We start from the raw sequence: 16,982 nt of genomic DNA, 5'->3' as shown, positions 1-16,982 counted from the left end.
CGAGGGTGGTGCGCAGTGGAGGCCGACTCGGCGGTCGCCCGGAACGACGGGAAATATTCCGAGCAATACGGAACATATAAAATTACCGAACCCTTCCTCACTCCCACGACAACTCGCCAACAAACAAAGCAAAGACCCCCGGGCGGCACCTGCGGACTACAGTCCGGGAGTGCCTGCGCCGCGTCCGAATCGCCCGTCTCGCCGGTCTGTGCTGATGTCGCTGGTGGCGGCGGCGATCGCTGTGTATGCCGGCGTACTCCTCCTGTTCGGGGTGAGTTCGCACGAACGGCGGGAGTGGCGGCCCGTGGAGGTGGCTGCCGACTCGGTGCTCGTGGTGGTGACGATGAAGTCGCTGCAGCCGACGGTCGACCGGGTGAATGCGGAGGTCACCATCTATCCCGGGGAGGCGTTCCTCGATGCGAACGGGGCCACGCTCGCCGTGCCGCTGAGTGTGCTGCTCGTGCCGGCTGTCGCGCAGTCGGAGTTGTTCTTCCCGGCTCACACCGTGCCTGTCGCCTACCCGGTGGAACTGCTGGCGCGGGGGCAGGCGATCCGCTGGCCGTTCGACGTCTTCGACGTCACGCCGGTCGTCGTGGAGGTCGACGTGGGGGAGGGAGCGGAGCGGGAGCCGGTGCCGTCGGCGGTGCTGATCGACGGCCGCATCGACGGGTGGTCGATCGACCGTAGAGCGGTCGTGGCGGCCCCGGAGCTCGGTTTCCCCGAGGGGGTGGACGGCACCGAGGTGGTGTTCGTGCGCACCGGGGGCACTCTGGTGTATGCGGCGATCCTGCTGCTGATGATGGTCGTCCTCGCGGTGCTCGCCGCGTTCGTCGCGGTGCAGACGTTCCGGCGGCGCCGGGCAGTCGAAACCGACATGCTCGCCTGGATGGCGGCCATGCTGTTCGCCGTGGTTCCGCTGCGAGGCATCCTGCCGGGTTCGCCGCCGATCGGGTCGTGGGTCGACGTGGCGGTGACCATCTGGGTGGTCACCGCCCTCGTCGCCGCGCTGACGCTGTACGTGTACTGCTGGTGGCGTGACAGCCACCCGTCGCTCACCCGACGGTGACGACGATCCGGCCGTCGTGCACCCGCGCGGGGTAGATGTGGACGGGGTCGATGCCGGGTGCGGTGCACCGTCCGGTGTCGAACCTGAACGCGTACTGGTGCAGGGGGCACACGACGAGGTCGGGGTCGATCTGGCCGTCGGCGAGCGGTCCGCCCCGGTGTGGGCACACCGCGTCCAGCGCCCGGACGGTGCCGTCGCCGAGCAGGAACACGGCGATCTGCCGTCCGCCCGCCGTGTAGGTGCGGCCTTCGCCCGGGGTCAGGTCGCTCAGCGCGCCTACCTCGTACTCCCGCGCGGTGGTCCGGCTTTCGGTGGTGGTCATCGGACCGGCACCTGCGGCAGCGGGAGCAGCGGCAGCGCGGGACGGAACTGTGCCGGCGACTTCGGGGCTGTCCGTTCGAGCCAGGGGTCCCGGTATGCCGCGACGGCGGCGCCGATGCGGTCGTCGAGTCCGGTCACGATGTCCTCCTCGTCTCGGACCAGCAGCGCCTGGAGCCGGTCGATGCCGACGCGGGGCACGAAGTCGTAGGTTCGCTCGAGCCATGCGGCGTTCTCGCGGTAGTACTGGATGAACCGGCCGGCCAGGGCCAGGACGTCGTCGCCGGACACGGGGCCGGCGAGCAGGTCACCCTTGCGGATGTGGGCGCCGGCGGCGCCGCCGACGTAGATCTCCCAGCGTCCGTCGCCGACCGCGACGACGCCGAAGTCCTTGCACAGCGCTTCCGAGCAGTTGCGGGGGCATCCGGCCACGGCGAGTTTCAGCTTGGCGGGTGTCTCGAGTCCCTGGAAGCGTTCCTCGAGGGCGATGCCGAGCGCGGTCGAGTCGCCGAGGCCGAAGCGGCAGAAATCGCTGCCGACACAGGTCTTGACGGTGCGGAAGCTCTTTCCGTAGGCGTATCCGGAGGGCATGTCCAGGTCGGCCCACACCTTCGGCAGGTCCTCCTTGCGGATGCCGAGCAGGTCGATGCGCTGGCCGCCGGTGACCTTGACCATGGGCACGTCGTACTTGTCGGCGACGTCGGCGATGCGCCGCAGCTGGTCCGGGGTGGTGACCCCGCCCTTCATCTGCGGCACCACGGAGAAGGTGCCGTCGCGCTGGATGTTGGCGTGGACGCGGTCGTTGATGAACAGCGCACCCCGTTCGTCGACCCAGTCCGGGCCCCACACGGTGCGCAGCAGCGACGCGAGCGGCATCTTGGCGGTGGCCTCCTCGCGGCCGCCGGGGGCGAGTTCGGCGAAGACCTGGGAGACCGCACGCAGGTCGCGGCGACGGATCTCGGCGATCAGGTCCGGCTTGGCGAGCGGGATGCACGGCACGTACCAGTTCGCGGCGGGGTCCGCGGCGAGGGCGCCGCCGGCGGCGCAGGCGACGATGTCGGCGACCAGGCTCTTGCACGAGCCGCAGCCCTTCCCGGCGCGGGTGCGGGCGCACACCTGCGCGAGGGTGCCGGCGCCGTCGTGGACGCAGGAGACGATGTCACCCTTGCTGACGCCGTTGCAGTTGCACACCTGGGTTTCGTCCGGCAGGTCGGCGGCGACGTCGGCGCCCTGCGGGTCGCCGAGGTCGAACAGCAGCGCCGCGCGGTCCGCGGGGATCTCGATCCTGCCGTCGAAGGCCTGGGTCAGGGTGGTGGCTCTGCTCACGTCGCCGAGCAGCATGGCGCCGACGAGCCGGTCGTCGCGCACGACGATGCTCTTGTAGATGCCGCTGCGCGGATCGTAGAACTGGACGAACTCGTCGTCTTCGTGTTCGGGTCCCTTGATGCCCATCGCGACGACGTCGATGCCGGCGACCTTGAGGGCGGTGCCGGTGCGCGAGCCCTCGTACGCGGCGTGGGGATTCGTGCCGGTGAGGTGCTCGGCGAGGACGACGGCCTGTTCCCAGACGGGTGCGACGAGCCCGTACACCTCGCCGCGGTGCTGGGCGCATTCGCCGACGGCGTAGATGCTCGATTCTTCCTCGCAGCGCATCTGGTCGTCGACGACGATGCCGCGTTCGACGACGAGGCCGCCGGCGCGGGCGAATTCGGTGTTGGGACGGATGCCGGCGGTGACCACGACCATGTCGGTGTCGACGACGGTGCCGTCGGCGAAGTGCACGGCGGTCACGGCGCCGCGGTCGTCGCGCAGGACGGCGGTGGTGCGGGTGCCGGTGTGCACGGTGATGCCGAGTCGTTCGATTTCGGTGCGCAGTACCCGGCCGCCGCGTTCGTCGAGCTGCTGGTTCATCAGGTGGGTGGGCGAGTGCACCACGGTGACGGTCAGGCCCTGGGTGCGCAGCCCGTAGGCGGCTTCGAGGCCGAGCAGGCCGCCGCCGACGACCACGGCGCGGACGTCGTCGTGGGCGTCGGCCATCTGCAGCATGCCGTTGGTGTCGGCGAGGGTGCGGAAGCCGAAGACCCCGCGACCGAGCCGTCCGTCCGGTTCACGCAGCCCGTCCATGTTGGGGAAGAAGGTGTTCGATCCGGTCGCGACGACGAGCAGGTCGTAGGGGACCTGCCGGCCGGACTCGCACGTGACGGTCTTGCCGAAGCGGTCGAGACGGGTGGCGCGGTCACCGGCGTACAAGGTCACGCCGTTCGCGCGGTACCAGCTCATCGGATTGAGGACGAGGTCGTCGTCGACGTCGGCCTCCCCGGCCAGCACGTGGGAGAGCATGATCCGGTTGTAGTTGCCGTACGGCTCGTCGCCGATCATGGTGATGTCGAACTGGTCCCGGCCGCCGCGCGCGAGGATCTCCTCGACGGTGCGGGCGCCGGCCATGCCGTTGCCGACGACGAGCAGGCGCCGACGCGGGCCGTGGTGGTGCGACGCGGTTGGGGTCATGCGTCCAGGGTTGCCGGGGGCGGTGACGGCTCGGCGGCACCGGGGTTACGCGGCGGTCAGGAAGTGCTCACCGCCGCCGGGGTGAGGATGTCAGCGGGAGGGGGAGTCGCGGCGCGGCATCGCCAGCGGGGCGACGACGGCGAGCACGAGGGCGGGCACGACGAAGCTCGCGACCGGGGCGGCGGCGTAGAGGGGGGTCAGTGCCAGCGGGGCGACGGCGCCGCCGGAGAACCGGAACGCCTGCACCACCGAGACGGCGCCGCCGCGGTTGCGGCCCGAGGAGCCGAGGACGGCGGCGTTGACCCCGACGAGCACACACTGGGAGGCGATGCCGGCGACGAACCACGCGGCCGCGACCAGCCACAGCAGTCCGGCGGTGCCGACGACGACGACGAGACCGGCGCCGGCGAGAGCGCCGAGCAGCACGGTGCGACGGGCGCCGATGCGGTCGATGAGGGTGCCGACCCGGCGGGCGGTGAGGATGCCGGCGACGCCGAAGCCGGTCAGGAGCAGGCCCCGTTGCGTGGGGGTCAGACCGAAGACGTCCTCGGCGCGGAAGGCGAGCAGGAAGTTCAACCCGCCGAGGGCTCCCCAACCGAGCAGGGCGACGACCCCGATGCGCACCACGTCGGGGCGCAGCGCGTCGCGCAGCCGTGGCGGGGCCTCGCCGGTGGGCACGGTCAGCTGCTCGGGCAGGCCGATCACGGCGAGGACGGCGGCCGCCGCGGCGATCACGACGAACGCCCACCGCCAGTCGACCTCGGCGGCCAGCCCCCCGACGAGCGGGGCCGAGGTCTGTCCGGCGGCCTGCATCGCCCCGAACAGGCCCAGGGCGCGGCCGAGGCGGGCCCGCGGGACGAGCGCGGCGAGCGCCGCGAGCAGCAGCGGGGTGGTGAAGGCGTTGGCGACGCCCTGCAGGGCCCGGGATGCGAGCAGCAGCCCGAGGGTGGGGGCGAGCGCGGACGCCAGCGACGCGACGGCGTAGACGATGTACGCGGTGCGGACGGTGCGGACCCGTCCCCACCGTGCCCCGAGGGTGCCGGAGACGAGCATGGTCAGCGCGAACGGTCCGAGGTAGGCGGTGAGGGTGCTCGCGGCCGCGCCGGCGCTCACGCCGGTGGAGGCGCCGATCTCCGGCAGCATCGACGCCACGACACCGCCGCCGAAGGGTCCGAGGAATCCTCCGGCGTAGAGGGCGGCACGCGGCAGCGAGGCGCGTGCCGCCCTCACTGGGTGAAGCCGCCCGGGCCTCGTCGCCGCAGGTAGCGTTCGAACTCGGCGGCGAGGGCGTCGCCGTCGATCTTGGCGATGACCTCGGAGATGTCCGATTCGGCGTCGCCGCGTTCCTCGAGGGCGCGGACGTATTCGGCGATCTCCTCGTCGTCCTCGGTCATCGCGGTGACGGTCTGTTCCCATTCCTCGGCGAGGACCGGCAGTTCGCCGAGCGGGACCTCGAGGTCGAGGACGTCTTCGACGCGGCGCAGCAGCGCGACGGTGGCCTTGGGGTTCGGGGGTTGCGAGACGTAGTGGGGGACGGCGGCCCAGAACGACACGGCGGGCACGCCGGCGCGGACGCACGCATCCTGCAGGACCCCGGCGATGCCGGTGGGCCCTTCGTACCGCGAGCCTTCCAGGTTGAAGCGTTTGGCGGCGTCGGTGCTGTAGGCGGTGCCGGTCACGGGGACGGGCCGGGTGTGGGGGGTGTCGGCGAGCAGGGCACCGAGGATGACGACGGTGTGCACGCCGATCTCGTCGGCGAGTTCGATGATGGCGTCGCAGAAGCTGCGCCAGCGCATGTTGGGTTCGATGCCGCGCAGCAGCACGACGTCGCGTGTGCTGCCGGGCGGCGAGCACACCGACAGGCGGGTGGCGGGCCATTCGATCTCGCGGGTGACGCCGTCGACGAGACGCACCATGGGGCGGTTGACCTGGTAGTCGTAGTAGTCCTCGGAGTCCAGTTCGGCGAACGGTTCGGCGTCCCAGATGAGCTCGAGGTGTTCGACGGCGCCGCTGGCCGCGTCACCGGCGTCGTTCCACCCTTCGAATGCGGCGACCAGCACCGGGTCACGCAGGGTCGGCACGTCCGGTTCCGGGGTCTCGGCGAACTCGCTTGCACTCACCTGTCCAGCCTACGGCGAGAGCCGGACGGGCCGCCCACTAGTCTGGAACGCATGTCCACCCCATTGCACTCTGCCTTGCTCGATGCGCTCTCGCAGCGCGTTGTCGTGGGAGACGGGGCGATGGGCACGATGTTGCAGGCCGCGGATCTGAGTCTGGACGACTTCCGCGGCCTCGAGGGGTGCAACGAGATTCTCAACGACTCCCGGCCCGACGTCATCCGGGGAATCCACCGGGCGTACTTCGAGGCGGGAGCGGATGCCGTTTCCACCAACACCTTCGGTTGCAACCTGCCCAACCTCGCCGACTACGACATCGCCGATCGCATCCGGGACCTGTCCGAACGCGGCGCCCGCCTGGCCCGGGAGGTGGCCGACGAGATGGGTCCCGGCCCGGACGGCATGGGACGGTTCGTGCTGGGCTCGATGGGTCCGGGCACGAAGCTGCCCACCCTCGGTCATGCCCCGTTCGCCGTGTTGCGTGACGCCTACACCGAGTCCGCGCTGGGCATGCTCGACGGCGGCGCCGACGCCATCCTCGTCGAGACCTGCCAGGACCTGCTGCAGGCGAAGGCCGCGATCGTCGGTAGCCGCCGCGCGATGGAGCGGTCCGGTCGGCGCATTCCGATCGTCACCCACGTGACGGTGGAGACGACCGGCACGATGCTGCTCGGCAGCGAGATCGGGGCGGCCCTGACGGCGCTCGAGCCGCTGGGCATCGACCTGATTGGGCTGAACTGTGCCACCGGCCCGGAGGAGATGAGCGAGCACCTGCGGCATCTGTCCAAGCATGCCCGGCTGCCGGTGTCGGTGATGCCGAACGCGGGCCTGCCGGTGCTCGGGGCCAACGGCGCCGAGTACCCGTTGACCCCGGAGGAACTGGCGCAGGCGCTCAGCGGGTTCGTCGCCGAGTTCGGGCTGGCGCTGGTCGGCGGCTGCTGCGGCACCACCCCCGAGCACATCCGGCAGGTCGCCGAGGCGGTGCGCGAGACCGAGCGCGCCGAACGCGCTCCCCGGCCGGAGCCGGGCGTGTCGTCGTTGTACTCGGCGGTACCGTTCGAGCAGGACTCGTCGATCCTGATGATCGGCGAGCGCACCAATTCGAACGGGTCGAAGGCGTTCCGGGAGGCGATGCTCGCCGGGGATCATCAGAAGTGCCTGGACATCGCGAAGGATCAGATCCGCGACGGCGCGCACCTGCTGGATCTGAACGTGGACTACGTGGGCCGCGACGGCGCCGCCGACATGGCGGATCTGGCGAGCCGGCTGGCGACGGCGTCGACGTTGCCGATCATGATCGATTCGACGGAGCCGGACGTGATCCGGGCCGGTCTCGAGCATCTCGGGGGCCGGTGCGCGGTGAACTCGGTGAACTACGAGGACGGCGACGGCCCGGGTTCGCGGTTCGAACGGATCATGCAGCACGTGGTCGAGCACGGTGCCGCGGTGGTCGCGTTGACGATCGACGAGGAGGGTCAGGCGCGTACCGCCGAGCACAAGGTGCGCATCGCCGAGCGGCTGATCGCGGATCTGACCGGCAACTGGGGCCTCGGCGAGGAGGACATCGTCGTCGACGCCCTGACGTTCCCGATCTCCACCGGGCAGGAGGAGGTCCGCCGGGACGCCATCGAGACGATCGAGGCGATCCGCGAGATCAAGCGCCGGCATCCGCGGGTGCACTTCACCCTGGGCATCTCGAACGTGTCGTTCGGACTGAACCCGGCGGCGCGGCAGGTGCTGAACTCGGTGTTCCTGCACGAGTGTGTGCAGGCGGGGCTGGACACGGCGATCGTGCACGCGTCGAAGATCCTGCCGATGGCGCGGATCCCGGACGAGCAGCGCGAGACGGCGCTGGACCTGGTGTACGACCGGCGGCGCGAGGGATACGACCCGCTGCAGAAGCTGATGGCGCTGTTCGAAGGGGTGTCGGCGGCGTCGTCGCGCGAGTCCCGCGCGCAGGAGCTCGCTGCGCTGCCGCTGTTCGAGCGGCTCGAGCGGCGGATCGTCGACGGCGAGCGCAACGGGCTCGAGGCGGATCTGGACGAGGCGATGCAGACGACGCCGCCGCTGGCGATCATCAATGACACGCTGCTGTCGGGGATGAAGACGGTCGGGGAGCTGTTCGGCTCGGGGCAGATGCAGCTGCCGTTCGTGCTGCAGTCCGCCGAGGTGATGAAGGCGGCGGTGGCGTACCTCGAGCCGCACATGGAGTCCACCGGCGACGAGGGCAAGGGCCGGATCGTGCTGGCCACCGTCAAGGGCGACGTGCACGACATCGGCAAGAACCTCGTCGACATCATCTTGAGCAACAACGGCTACGAGGTGGTCAACCTCGGCATCAAACAGCCGATCGCGACGATCCTGGACGCGGCCGTGGACAAGAACGCCGACGTGATCGGCATGTCCGGGCTGTTGGTGAAGTCGACCGTGGTGATGAAGGAGAACCTCGAGGAGCTCAATCACCGCGGGGTGGCGCAGCGGTTCCCGGTGCTGCTCGGCGGTGCCGCGCTGACCCGCTCGTACGTCGAGAACGACCTGGCCGAGATCTACGACGGTGAGGTGTCCTACGCGCGCGATGCGTTCGAGGGGCTGCATCTGATGGACCGGGTCATGGCCGTCAAGCGCGGCGAGGGCCCGGCGCCGGACAGCCCGGAGGCGGTCGCGGCGAAGGAGAAGGCCGCCGAGCGCAAGGCGCGGCACGAGCGGTCCAAGCGGATCGCGGAGAAGCGCAAGGCCGCCGAGACGCCGGTGGAGGTGCCGGAACGCTCCGATGTGGCCGCCGACCTCGAGGTGCCCACCCCGCCGTTCTGGGGCACCCGGTTGGTCAAGGGGGTGGCGCTGGCCGACTACGCGGGCCTGATCGACGAGCGGGCGCTGTTCCTGGGACAGTGGGGGCTGCGCGGGCAGCGCACCGGGGACGGGCCGACGTACGAGGAGCTGGTGGAGAGCGAGGGCCGGCCGCGGCTGCGGTACTGGCTCGACCGGTTGTCCACCGAGGGGATCCTGGCGCACGCCGCCGTGGTGTACGGGTACTTCCCGGCGGTGTCGGAAGGCGACGACGTGGTGGTGCTGGCCGAGCCGCATCCGGACGCCGCCGAGCGGTACCGGTTCACCTATCCGCGGCAGCAGCGCGGCCGGTTCCTGTGCATCGCCGACTTCGTGCGGTCGCGGGCGGACGCGCGGGCGAAGGGGCAGGTGGACGTGCTGCCGTTCCAGCTGGTGACGATGGGGCAGCCGATCGCGGACTTCGCGAACGAGTTGTTCGCGGCGAACTCCTACCGGGACTACCTGGAGGTGCACGGCATCGGCGTGCAGCTGACCGAGGCGCTGGCCGAGTACTGGCACCGGCGGGTCCGGGAGGAGCTGGTGCTCGCCGGCGGTCACAACCTGGCCGAGGAGGATCCGGCGGACGTGGCCGAGTTCTTCAAGCTGGGCTACCGCGGGGCGCGGTTCGCGTTCGGGTACGGGGCGTGCCCGAACCTCGAGGACCGCATCAAGCTGGTCGAGTTGCTCGAGCCGGACCGGATCGGGGTGGAGCTGTCGGAGGAGCTGCAGCTGCATCCGGAACAGTCCACCGACGCGTTCGTCCTGCATCACCCGGAGGCGAAGTACTTCAATGTCTAGCGCGGTGGCCACGTCGACGCTGCGAGCGGTCCTGTGGGACATGGACGGCACGCTGCTCGAGTCGGAAACGTTGTGGGACATCGGGATGCGGGAGTTGTCGCTGCGCCTGGGCGGGCCCATGACGGACGAGACACGGCGGGCGACGATCGGGGCGTCGAGCGCGTTCGCGTTGCGGACGGTGTTCGAGTCGCTCGATCTCGTCCCGGACCCCGACGCCCTGGCCGCCGCGAAGGCGTGGCTGTACGGGCGCATGGGGGAGCTGTTCGCGCAGGGCCTGCCGTGGCGGCCCGGGGCGCGCCGGACGCTGGGGGCGGTGCGCGCCGCCGGGCTCGGGTCCGCGCTGGTGACCAACACCGACCGGGCGTTGTGCGAGTTCGCCCTGGACACGTTGGGGCGCGAGCACTTCGACCATTCGGTGTGCGGCGACGAGGTGCCGGCCGGCAAGCCGGACCCGGCGCCGTACCTGCGGGCGGCACAGCTGCTCGGTCTCGATCCGGTGCACTGTCTGGCGGTGGAGGACTCGCCCACCGGGGCGGCGGCCGCGGAGGCCGCGGGCTGCACGGTGCTGGTGGTGCCGTCGTTGACGGAGGTGCCCGGCTCGCCGCGACGGGTGTTCCGGGAGAGTCTGGACGGGCTGACCGTCGCGGACCTGCACGCGCTGCACCTGCCCGGAGCGTACTGAGGTGGCGATCCCGAAGATCGTGTTGTTCTACCGGTTCACCCCGCTGGCCGATCCGGAGGCGATCCGGTTGTGGCAGCACACCCTGGCGGCGTCGAACGGGCTCACCGGCCGCATCCTCATCTCCGAGCACGGCATCAACGCCACCGTCGGCGGCGACATCGCCGCCGTGAAGCGGTACGTGCGCGGCACCCGCGCGTACGCGCCGTTCGCCGACGCCGACATCAAATGGTCGGACGGGACCGGGCGGGACTTTCCGCGCCTGTCGGTGCGGGTGCGGCCGGAGATCGTGACGTTCGGGGCGCCGCACGAGGTGAAGGTCGACGAGCACGGGGTGGTCGGCGGTGGTGTGCCGCTGTCGCCGCACGGGCTGCACGAGTTGATCGGCGAGCGCGGCGACGAGGTGGTGTTCTTCGACGGACGCAACGCGTTCGAGGCGCAGATCGGCCGGTTCCGTGGGGCGGTGGTGCCGGACGTGGCGACCACGCGCGAGTTCGTGTCGGTGCTCGACAGCGGCCGCTACGACCATCTCAAGTCGCGGCCGGTGGTGACCTACTGCACGGGCGGGGTGCGCTGCGAGGTGCTGTCCGCGTTGATGCGCAACCGCGGGTTCGAGCAGGTGTATCAGCTCGACGGCGGCATCGTCCGCTACGGCGAGACGTTCGGCGACGACGGGCTGTGGGAGGGTTCGCTGTACGTCTTCGACGGCCGGATGAACGTCGAGTTCTCGGACGCGGCGGCGGTGCTGGGGCGGTGCGCGGTGTGCGGGGCCCCGACCTCGCGCTACCGCAACCACCCGGACATCAACGGCCGGGAGCTGAGCCTGGTGTGCGAGGCGTGCGTGCCGGACCCGGCCGGGCCTTGACCGTGGCCGCGCCGCCGCTGCCGGTGCGCGACGGTCTCGGCCCCGATCGGCTGCGGCTGCCGGTGACCGATCCGGCCCGCACGATCCTGGGGTTCCTGCACCGCGCCGAACCCGGTGAGGACTGGCAGCGCCACGTCGCGGCCGGGGAACTCGTCGACGAGCACGGCCGGCCGGTGACCGAGGACACCGGCTACCAGCCGGGCCGGTTCGTGTACTTCTACCGCGAGCCGCCGCCGGAGGTGCCGGTGCCGTTCCCGGTGACCGTCCTGCACCGCGACGAGGGGCTGGTCGTCGTGGACAAGCCGCACTTCCTGGCGACGATCCCGCGGGGCGCGCACATCCGGGAGACGGTGGTGGTACGGCTGCGCCGCGAACTCGGTCTGCCGGAGCTGGTGCCGGTGCACCGTCTGGACCGGATGACGGCGGGCGTGCTGCTGTGCACCGTCGACCCGGCGTTGCGGGGGCCGTACCAGCAGCTGTTCGAACGGCAGCGGGTGCGCAAGGTGTACGAGGCGATCGCCCCCTACCGGCCCGGACTCGAGTTCCCCCGCACGGTGCGCGGCCGCATCCGGAAGCGGCACGGTGAGCTCACGGCGGTGGAGGAGCCCGGCGAGGCCAACTCCGAGACGTGGATCGAGTTGGTGGAGCGGCGCGGCGCGCTGGCCCGGTACCGGCTCCATCCCCGGACCGGGCGCACCCACCAGCTGCGGCTGCACCTGAACTCGCTGGGCGCGCCGATCGTGGGGGACAACTTCTATCCGCGGCTGCGGCGCCGCGCGCCGGACGACTTCTCCGATCCGTTGCGCCTGCTGGCGCGGACCGTCGAGTTCGACGATCCGCGCACCGGGCGGCGGCGCCGGTTCGACAGCGGCCTCACCCTCGGGTTCTGACGGTCCGGCGGGGGACACTGGGTGCGGGAGCGTGCCGCGGTCATGAAACAATGAACCCCCGTGAAGACCTTCGATTCCCTGTTCGCCGAGCTGTCCGAGCGTGCCGTCACCCGTCCCGAGGGGTCCGGCACCGTCGCCGCCCTCGACGCCGGGGTCCATGCCCAGGGCAAGAAGGTGATCGAGGAGGCCGGCGAGGTGTGGATCGCCGCCGAGTACCAGAGCGACGAACAGCTGGCGGAGGAGATTTCGCAGTTGCTGTACTGGGTGCAGGTGCTGATGGTCGGCCGGGGACTGAAGCTCGAGGACGTCTACAAGCACCTGTGACGGCGCGCCGCCGGGCCGTGGCCCGTGGCCGGCCGTCGTGCCCGCGAGACCTCCCGCACGTTTTCCCGCCCCTTGCTGTTCGCACCGTTGCCGAAAGGACCGTCCATGCTGCGCGTCGCAGTTCCGAACAAGGGCTCGCTGTCCGAGTCCGCCGCCGAGATCCTGCGTGAGGCCGGATACCGGCGCCGCACCGACTCGCGCGATCTGACCGTCATCGACCCGGTCAACGACGTCGAGTTCTTCTTCCTGCGCCCGAAGGACATCGCCATCTACGTCGGGTCCGGCGAGCTCGATCTGGGGATCACCGGCCGCGATCTGGCGTTGGATTCGGCGGCGCCGGTCACCGAGCGTCTCGCGCTGGGTTTCGGGTACTCCACGTTCCGGTACGCCGCGCCCAGGGGCCGGGACTGGAAGGTCGAGGATCTGGCCGGTCTGCGGATCGCCACCTCGTATCCGAATCTGGTGCGGCGGGACCTGGCGGCGCGGGGGATCGAGGCGACGGTGATCCGTCTCGACGGTGCGGTGGAGATCTCCATTCAGCTCGGCGTCGCCGACGCGATTGCCGATGTCGTCGGCTCGGGCCGGACGCTGCGCCAGCACGATCTGGTGGCGTTCGGGGAGTCGCTGTGCGACTCGGAGGGTGTGCTGATCGAACAGGAGGGCGCGAGCCGCGGGGATTCGGCGCGCAATCAGCTCGTCGCCCGCATCGAGGGCGTGGTGTTCGCGCAGCAGTACGTGATGCTCGACTACGACTGCCCCAAGCCGGTGCTCGACGAGGCCGTGCAGATCACGCCGGGGCTGGAGTCACCGACGATCTCCCCGCTGGCCGACGATTCGTCGGTGGCGGTGCGGGCGATGGTGCCGCGCAAGGGTCACAACGCGGTGATGGATCGGCTCGCCGGGATCGGGGCGCGGGCGATCCTGGCCACGGACATCCGGTCGTGCCGCGCGATGCGCGGCGTCGAGTAGCCGCGGCCGAGCGCCCGGCGCGTCAGCGCCCGGGGCAGGTGCCGGGGGCGGCGGTGCCGGCGAGACGCTGTTCGGTCCAGGTGAGCAGGTCGGGTACGAGCGGGGAGTCCTCGGCGACGAGCCCGAGGTGGTCCCGGCCGGGATAGGTGCGGTAGTCCAGGGCCCAGTTCTCGGCGCAGCGGTCGCGCACGTAGCCGTCCTGCACGGCGGCGGTGACGAGGGAATCGGTGGCGCCCTGCGCGAGCAGGACGGGCACGGCCATCGTGCCGGTGGGGACGTTCTCCGCGAGGCGGCGGCCGAGGGGTCCGGTAGTGGGGTCGGTGCGCAGCACGGATCGGTCGCGACTGAGCGAGAGTGCCGACAGGACCGAGACGTAGACGGCGGGTTCGGACAGGCACCTCGTCGCCATCTCGCGCACGAGGGTGCGGGCGGCGGGCCCGACGTAGGTGTCGCCGTCGACGTCGTCGTAGACCGCGGTGTAGGCGGCGAGGACGTACGAGGCGAACACGCTGCCGCCGGGAACGGTGTCGAGTCCGGTGGTCAGCGCGACGGTGTCGCTGGCGGGGGCCATCACGGCGATCCCGGCGACGGGTGTGTCCGGGGCGTAGGTGGGGGCGAGCAGCCCCGCCCACAGGGCCGCGTGCCCGCCCTGCGAGTGCCCCCACACGACGGTGCGGTCGGCGAGGTCGAGGTGGTCGAGCTGGTGGGCTGCGCGCACAGCGTCGAGCACCGAGCGTCCTTCGCCCTGCCCGATCAGGTACGGGTGCGGGCCTGCGGTGCCCAGGCCGACGTAGTCGGTGGCCACCAGAGCCCAGCCGCGGTCGAGGAGCGCGGACTCGGCGGGCAGGGCGCCGGCGCCGAGCGGGTCGTCGAGGAGGGTGGGCGCGCAGGGTTCGGCGAAACCGGTGGTCCCGTGGGCCCAGGCGATCACCGGTCGAGGTCCGGGCGGGGCGTTCTTCGCGACCACGACCAGGGCGCTGGCCACGGCGGGCTGGTTGTCGTCGCGGGTGGTGGTGTAGAGGATGCGCCAGGCCTCGGCGCCGTCGGGGACGGCGCGGGTGAACGGTTCGGCGCGCAGCAGCGCGCCGGGATGATCGGGCATCCGGTGCGGTGCGGTGTAGAACGCGTCGACGACGGGGGAGCCGGCGCGCAGGCGGACCGCGACGCCGGCTGCGGCGACGGCCACGAGCAGCGCGAGAACCGCCACGGCCGGTCGCCGGTACCGGGCCGGGGTGCGGCGGGGCGCCGTCGGGGTGGGGCCGGGGGTGCGGTCGTCGAGGGCGGCGAGTCCGTCGCCGATGCGGGTGAGGCCGAAGAACACGGTGCGGATGCCGAACAGGAAGGCGACGACGAGGACCGTGACGTCGGGCCAGCGCCAGGCGAGGACACCGAACACGATGTCGGCGAGGCCGAGGACTGCGGTGGTGAGTCGCTCGTCGAGGTCGCCGCGGGCGGCGCGGGCCAGACGCAGGGCGCCGCCGACGACGAGGGCGAGCGCGACGGCGGGGGCGAGCAGATCCAGGGTCCGGCCGAGCCAGGCGAGGACGACGATGCCGAACCCGATCCAGGCGAGGGCAGTGGCGATGGCCGCCGCACCGGCGTGGGAGCGGTGCGCGGCGAGCAGGTCGGCGGCGCCGGCGGTGATCGCGGCCAGGCCGATCAGCAGGCCCAGCGCGGACAGTGAGGTCAGCGGTCTCGTCGTGAGCAGCAGGCCGAGCAGCAGACAGACGAGTCCGAGGAGCACGGACGTCCACCACGGTGCCGTGCGCAGCGCGGCGGTGGCGGCGCGGGCTCGGCGGTGGGGACCGGTCGCGGGCATGTCGTCCTCCCCTGGCGCCGACCGAAATGTCCGGTCGAGTGTGGCACGGTCCGCGGGCGTCCGCCCGGTGATCGGTGGTCGGTGCCCGCGGCGGGGTCAGCGGGGGCGGACCTGCACGGTCTGCGCGATCCGTCCGACGGCGCCGTCCTCGTCGTACAGCACGCCGGCGGTCATGCCCACCCCGTCCGGGCCGGTGGAGGTCTCGGCGCTGATGCCGATCCATTCGCCGGTCGGTTCCCGGAACAGGTGCACCGTCAGGTCGGTGTTGAGGAATGTCCACTCGGCGGGGTCGAGCTTGGAGCCGACACCGTTGGCGACGTCGGCGACGGTGAACAGCCGCTCGACGGGGGTGGGGGCTTCGCCCTCGACGAGTGCGACGTCGGTGCGCAGCCACGCTGCCGACGGCCCGGGCGCCCCGATGGGGGTGATGGTGCGCCAGTCCAGGGTGCGCACGAACCCGGTCTGCCAGAAGTCGGCGTCGGGGTGTTCGACGGTGCCGCGAGCGGGTGGCGGCAGCGGCGCGTCGGCGGCGTGGGCGACCTCGGGCAGTTCGGTGGTCTGCATGCGCCAGGCGGTGCCGCGGGCCACGGCGCGGGCGGTGCTGTCGGGGCCGGCGGCCCACAGCTCGGCGACGACGAGTTCGACCTTGCGGCCGGGGCGGTCGATGCGGGTGCGGACCTCGATCTCGGTCAGCGGCACCGGGCCGAGCAGTTCGACGCAGATGCGGGTCAGTCGGGCGTCGGGTCGTCGGCCGTGGCGGTCGAGGGCGCGGGCCAGCAGCGCGGACGGCGGGGCGCCGTGCTGCATCGTCGGTGCCCACGTGCTGACGGTGTGCGCGGTGGGCTGGAAGCGTTCGACGTCGGCGCTGGGGTTGCTCCCGTCGATCGGCACGAAGTACGCCGCGTCGCTCACTCGTTCGTCTCCTCCTCGGTGCGGTCCGCACCGGCGTGTTCGTCCGGGCGGTCCGGATAGGGCGGGGCGGTGCCGCCGAATGCCGGGCACCGCACCCGATGATCGCACCACCGGCACAGCGGTCCCGGGTTGGGCCGGAAGTCCTGTGCGTCGGTCGCGGTGCGCACGGCCGCCCAGAGGGCGCGCAGGGTGGTCTCGAAGCGGCGCAGCTCGTCCTGGTCGGGGGTGTAGTCGAGCACCTGTCCGTCCGCGAGGTACAGCAGTCGCAGCCGCGCCGGCACCACGCCGCGGGTGCGCAGCATCACCAGGGCGTAGAACTTCAGTTGGAACAGTGCCGCCGCCTCGCCGTCGGGCCGGGGGGAGCGGCCGGTCTTGTAGTCGACCACGCGCAGCAGGCCCTGCGGGGAGATGTCGAGCCGGTCGACGAAGCCGCGCAGCCGCGGCCCGTCGTCCAGGTCGGTCTCCACCCGCAGCTCGCACGCCTCGGGGGTGAACGCGGTGGGGTCCTCGAGGGTGAAGTAGCGGGCGAGCAGGGCGCGGGCCTCGGCGAGGAACCGGTCGCGCTGGTCCTCGCCGATCACCTCGGCGAGGGCGGGTTCGTGCTCGACGAGCCGCCGCCAGGCCGGTGCCACCAGCTCGGCGGCGGGGGCGGGCAGCCGGTCGGCGGCGGGCAGGGTGAACAACGCTTCGAGGGCTGCGTGGACGAGACTGCCGCGCAGCTGGGCTCGCGACGGGACCTCCGGGATGCGGTCGATCGCCCGGAACCGGTAGAGCAGGGGGCAGCGTTTGAAGTCGGCGGCACGGGACGGCGACAGCGCCGGTGGCCGCGGTGCCGCGGGCCGGTCGTCGGTGGGGGGCGTGGTCGCGGCCGGGTTCACACCTGGCAGGGTA

At 71.8% G+C, this 16,982-nt stretch carries 14 protein-coding genes; 7 read left to right on the top strand and 7 right to left on the bottom strand.

Translation table 11 applies throughout. The features are described from left to right. Positions 1-214: 214 nt before the first annotated feature. On the top strand, positions 215-1,066 hold the full coding sequence (locus tag RR3_RS09995; RefSeq protein ID WP_174557565.1) for a DUF8686 domain-containing protein: 852 nt from the start codon (positions 215-217) through the stop codon (positions 1,064-1,066). Here RR3_RS09995 and RR3_RS09990 read toward each other — a convergent pair. The 4 genes from RR3_RS09990 to RR3_RS09975 form a co-directional block, all read right to left on the bottom strand. Next, the gene (locus RR3_RS09990) at positions 1,053-1,388 is read right to left on the bottom strand and encodes a Rieske (2Fe-2S) protein (RefSeq protein WP_010596471.1); all 336 of its coding nucleotides are present in this window, start codon (positions 1,386-1,388) and stop codon (positions 1,053-1,055) included. The two genes, RR3_RS09995 and RR3_RS09990, sit on opposite strands and share 14 nt — an antisense overlap. Continuing rightward, the gene (gene nirB / locus RR3_RS09985; RefSeq protein ID WP_017681800.1) at positions 1,385-3,892 is read right to left on the bottom strand and encodes a nitrite reductase large subunit NirB; all 2,508 of its coding nucleotides are present in this window, start codon (positions 3,890-3,892) and stop codon (positions 1,385-1,387) included. Before nirB ends, RR3_RS09990 begins: the two co-directional genes overlap by 4 nt. Positions 3,893-3,982: 90 nt before the next feature. Continuing rightward, positions 3,983-5,122 (bottom strand): MFS transporter, encoded by a 1,140-nt coding sequence (locus RR3_RS09980; RefSeq protein ID WP_017681801.1) that lies wholly within the window; start codon positions 5,120-5,122, stop codon positions 3,983-3,985. After that, entirely contained in the window at positions 5,119-6,012 is an 894-nt protein-coding gene (locus tag RR3_RS09975; RefSeq protein WP_010596468.1) for a PAC2 family protein, read from the bottom strand. The genes RR3_RS09980 and RR3_RS09975 overlap by 4 nt, the downstream gene beginning before the upstream one ends. Before the next feature lie 51 nt (positions 6,013-6,063). Here RR3_RS09975 and metH point away from each other — a divergent pair, with 51 nt between their 5' ends. The 6 genes from metH to hisG all read left to right on the top strand — a co-directional run bounded on the left by metH (position 6,064) and on the right by hisG (position 13,360). After that, positions 6,064-9,633 (top strand): methionine synthase, encoded by a 3,570-nt coding sequence (gene metH / locus RR3_RS09970; protein ID WP_026138016.1) that lies wholly within the window; start codon positions 6,064-6,066, stop codon positions 9,631-9,633. Continuing rightward, positions 9,626-10,315 (top strand): HAD family hydrolase, encoded by a 690-nt coding sequence (locus tag RR3_RS09965; protein WP_026138017.1) that lies wholly within the window; start codon positions 9,626-9,628, stop codon positions 10,313-10,315. Before metH ends, RR3_RS09965 begins: the two co-directional genes overlap by 8 nt. A gap of 1 nt (position 10,316) precedes the next feature. Further along, a complete protein-coding gene (gene trhO / locus RR3_RS09960) occupies positions 10,317-11,177 on the top strand; it encodes an oxygen-dependent tRNA uridine(34) hydroxylase TrhO (RefSeq protein ID WP_010596464.1) in 861 nt (286 codons plus the stop codon). A 2-nt stretch (positions 11,178-11,179) separates the two neighbouring features. Next, entirely contained in the window at positions 11,180-12,067 is an 888-nt protein-coding gene (locus RR3_RS09955) for a pseudouridine synthase (protein ID WP_064066711.1), read from the top strand. Between the two features lie 60 nt (positions 12,068-12,127). Next, complete coding sequence (locus tag RR3_RS09950; protein ID WP_003937712.1) at positions 12,128-12,391, top strand: phosphoribosyl-ATP diphosphatase; 264 nt, start codon at positions 12,128-12,130, stop codon at positions 12,389-12,391. Positions 12,392-12,496: 105 nt separating this feature from the next. Continuing rightward, complete coding sequence (gene hisG / locus RR3_RS09945) at positions 12,497-13,360, top strand: ATP phosphoribosyltransferase (RefSeq protein ID WP_010596462.1); 864 nt, start codon at positions 12,497-12,499, stop codon at positions 13,358-13,360. A 22-nt stretch (positions 13,361-13,382) separates the two neighbouring features. Here hisG and RR3_RS09940 read toward each other — a convergent pair whose 3' ends face one another. The 3 genes from RR3_RS09940 to RR3_RS09930 form a co-directional block, all read right to left on the bottom strand. Next, positions 13,383-15,179: an alpha/beta fold hydrolase gene (locus RR3_RS09940; RefSeq protein WP_072786404.1), complete on the bottom strand. Its 1,797-nt coding sequence runs from the start codon at positions 15,177-15,179 to the stop codon at positions 13,383-13,385. A 96-nt stretch (positions 15,180-15,275) separates the two neighbouring features. Then, positions 15,276-16,091, bottom strand: coding sequence for a thioesterase family protein (locus tag RR3_RS09935; protein WP_017681805.1), 816 nt, complete (start codon positions 16,089-16,091; stop codon positions 15,276-15,278). Next, on the bottom strand, positions 16,088-16,969 hold the full coding sequence (locus RR3_RS09930; protein ID WP_040269745.1) for a RecB family exonuclease: 882 nt from the start codon (positions 16,967-16,969) through the stop codon (positions 16,088-16,090). The genes RR3_RS09935 and RR3_RS09930 overlap by 4 nt, the downstream gene beginning before the upstream one ends. Positions 16,970-16,982: the final 13 nt, after the last annotated feature.

Origin of the sequence: Rhodococcus ruber NBRC 15591 (assembly GCF_001894945.1) — a bacterium.
Taxonomy (GTDB): Bacteria; Actinomycetota; Actinomycetes; order Mycobacteriales; family Mycobacteriaceae; genus Rhodococcus; species Rhodococcus ruber.
Note: the sequence above shows the minus strand (reverse complement) of the source record. Positions and strands in the feature narration are given on the sequence as shown.

Excerpts from the sequence above, each read along its gene's own strand:
- RR3_RS09995 (WP_174557565.1), top strand. The coding sequence starts at position 215 with ATGTCGCTGGTGGCGGCGGCGATCGCTGTGTATGCCGGCGTACTCCTC.
- RR3_RS09990 (WP_010596471.1), bottom strand. The coding sequence starts at position 1,388 with ATGACCACCACCGAAAGCCGGACCACCGCGCGGGAGTACGAGGTAGGC.
- nirB (WP_017681800.1), bottom strand. The coding sequence starts at position 3,892 with ATGACCCCAACCGCGTCGCACCACCACGGCCCGCGTCGGCGCCTGCTC.
- metH (WP_026138016.1), top strand. The coding sequence starts at position 6,064 with ATGTCCACCCCATTGCACTCTGCCTTGCTCGATGCGCTCTCGCAGCGC.
- RR3_RS09965 (WP_026138017.1), top strand. The coding sequence starts at position 9,626 with ATGTCTAGCGCGGTGGCCACGTCGACGCTGCGAGCGGTCCTGTGGGAC.
- hisG (WP_010596462.1), top strand. The coding sequence starts at position 12,497 with ATGCTGCGCGTCGCAGTTCCGAACAAGGGCTCGCTGTCCGAGTCCGCC.
- RR3_RS09940 (WP_072786404.1), bottom strand. The coding sequence starts at position 15,179 with ATGCCCGCGACCGGTCCCCACCGCCGAGCCCGCGCCGCCACCGCCGCG.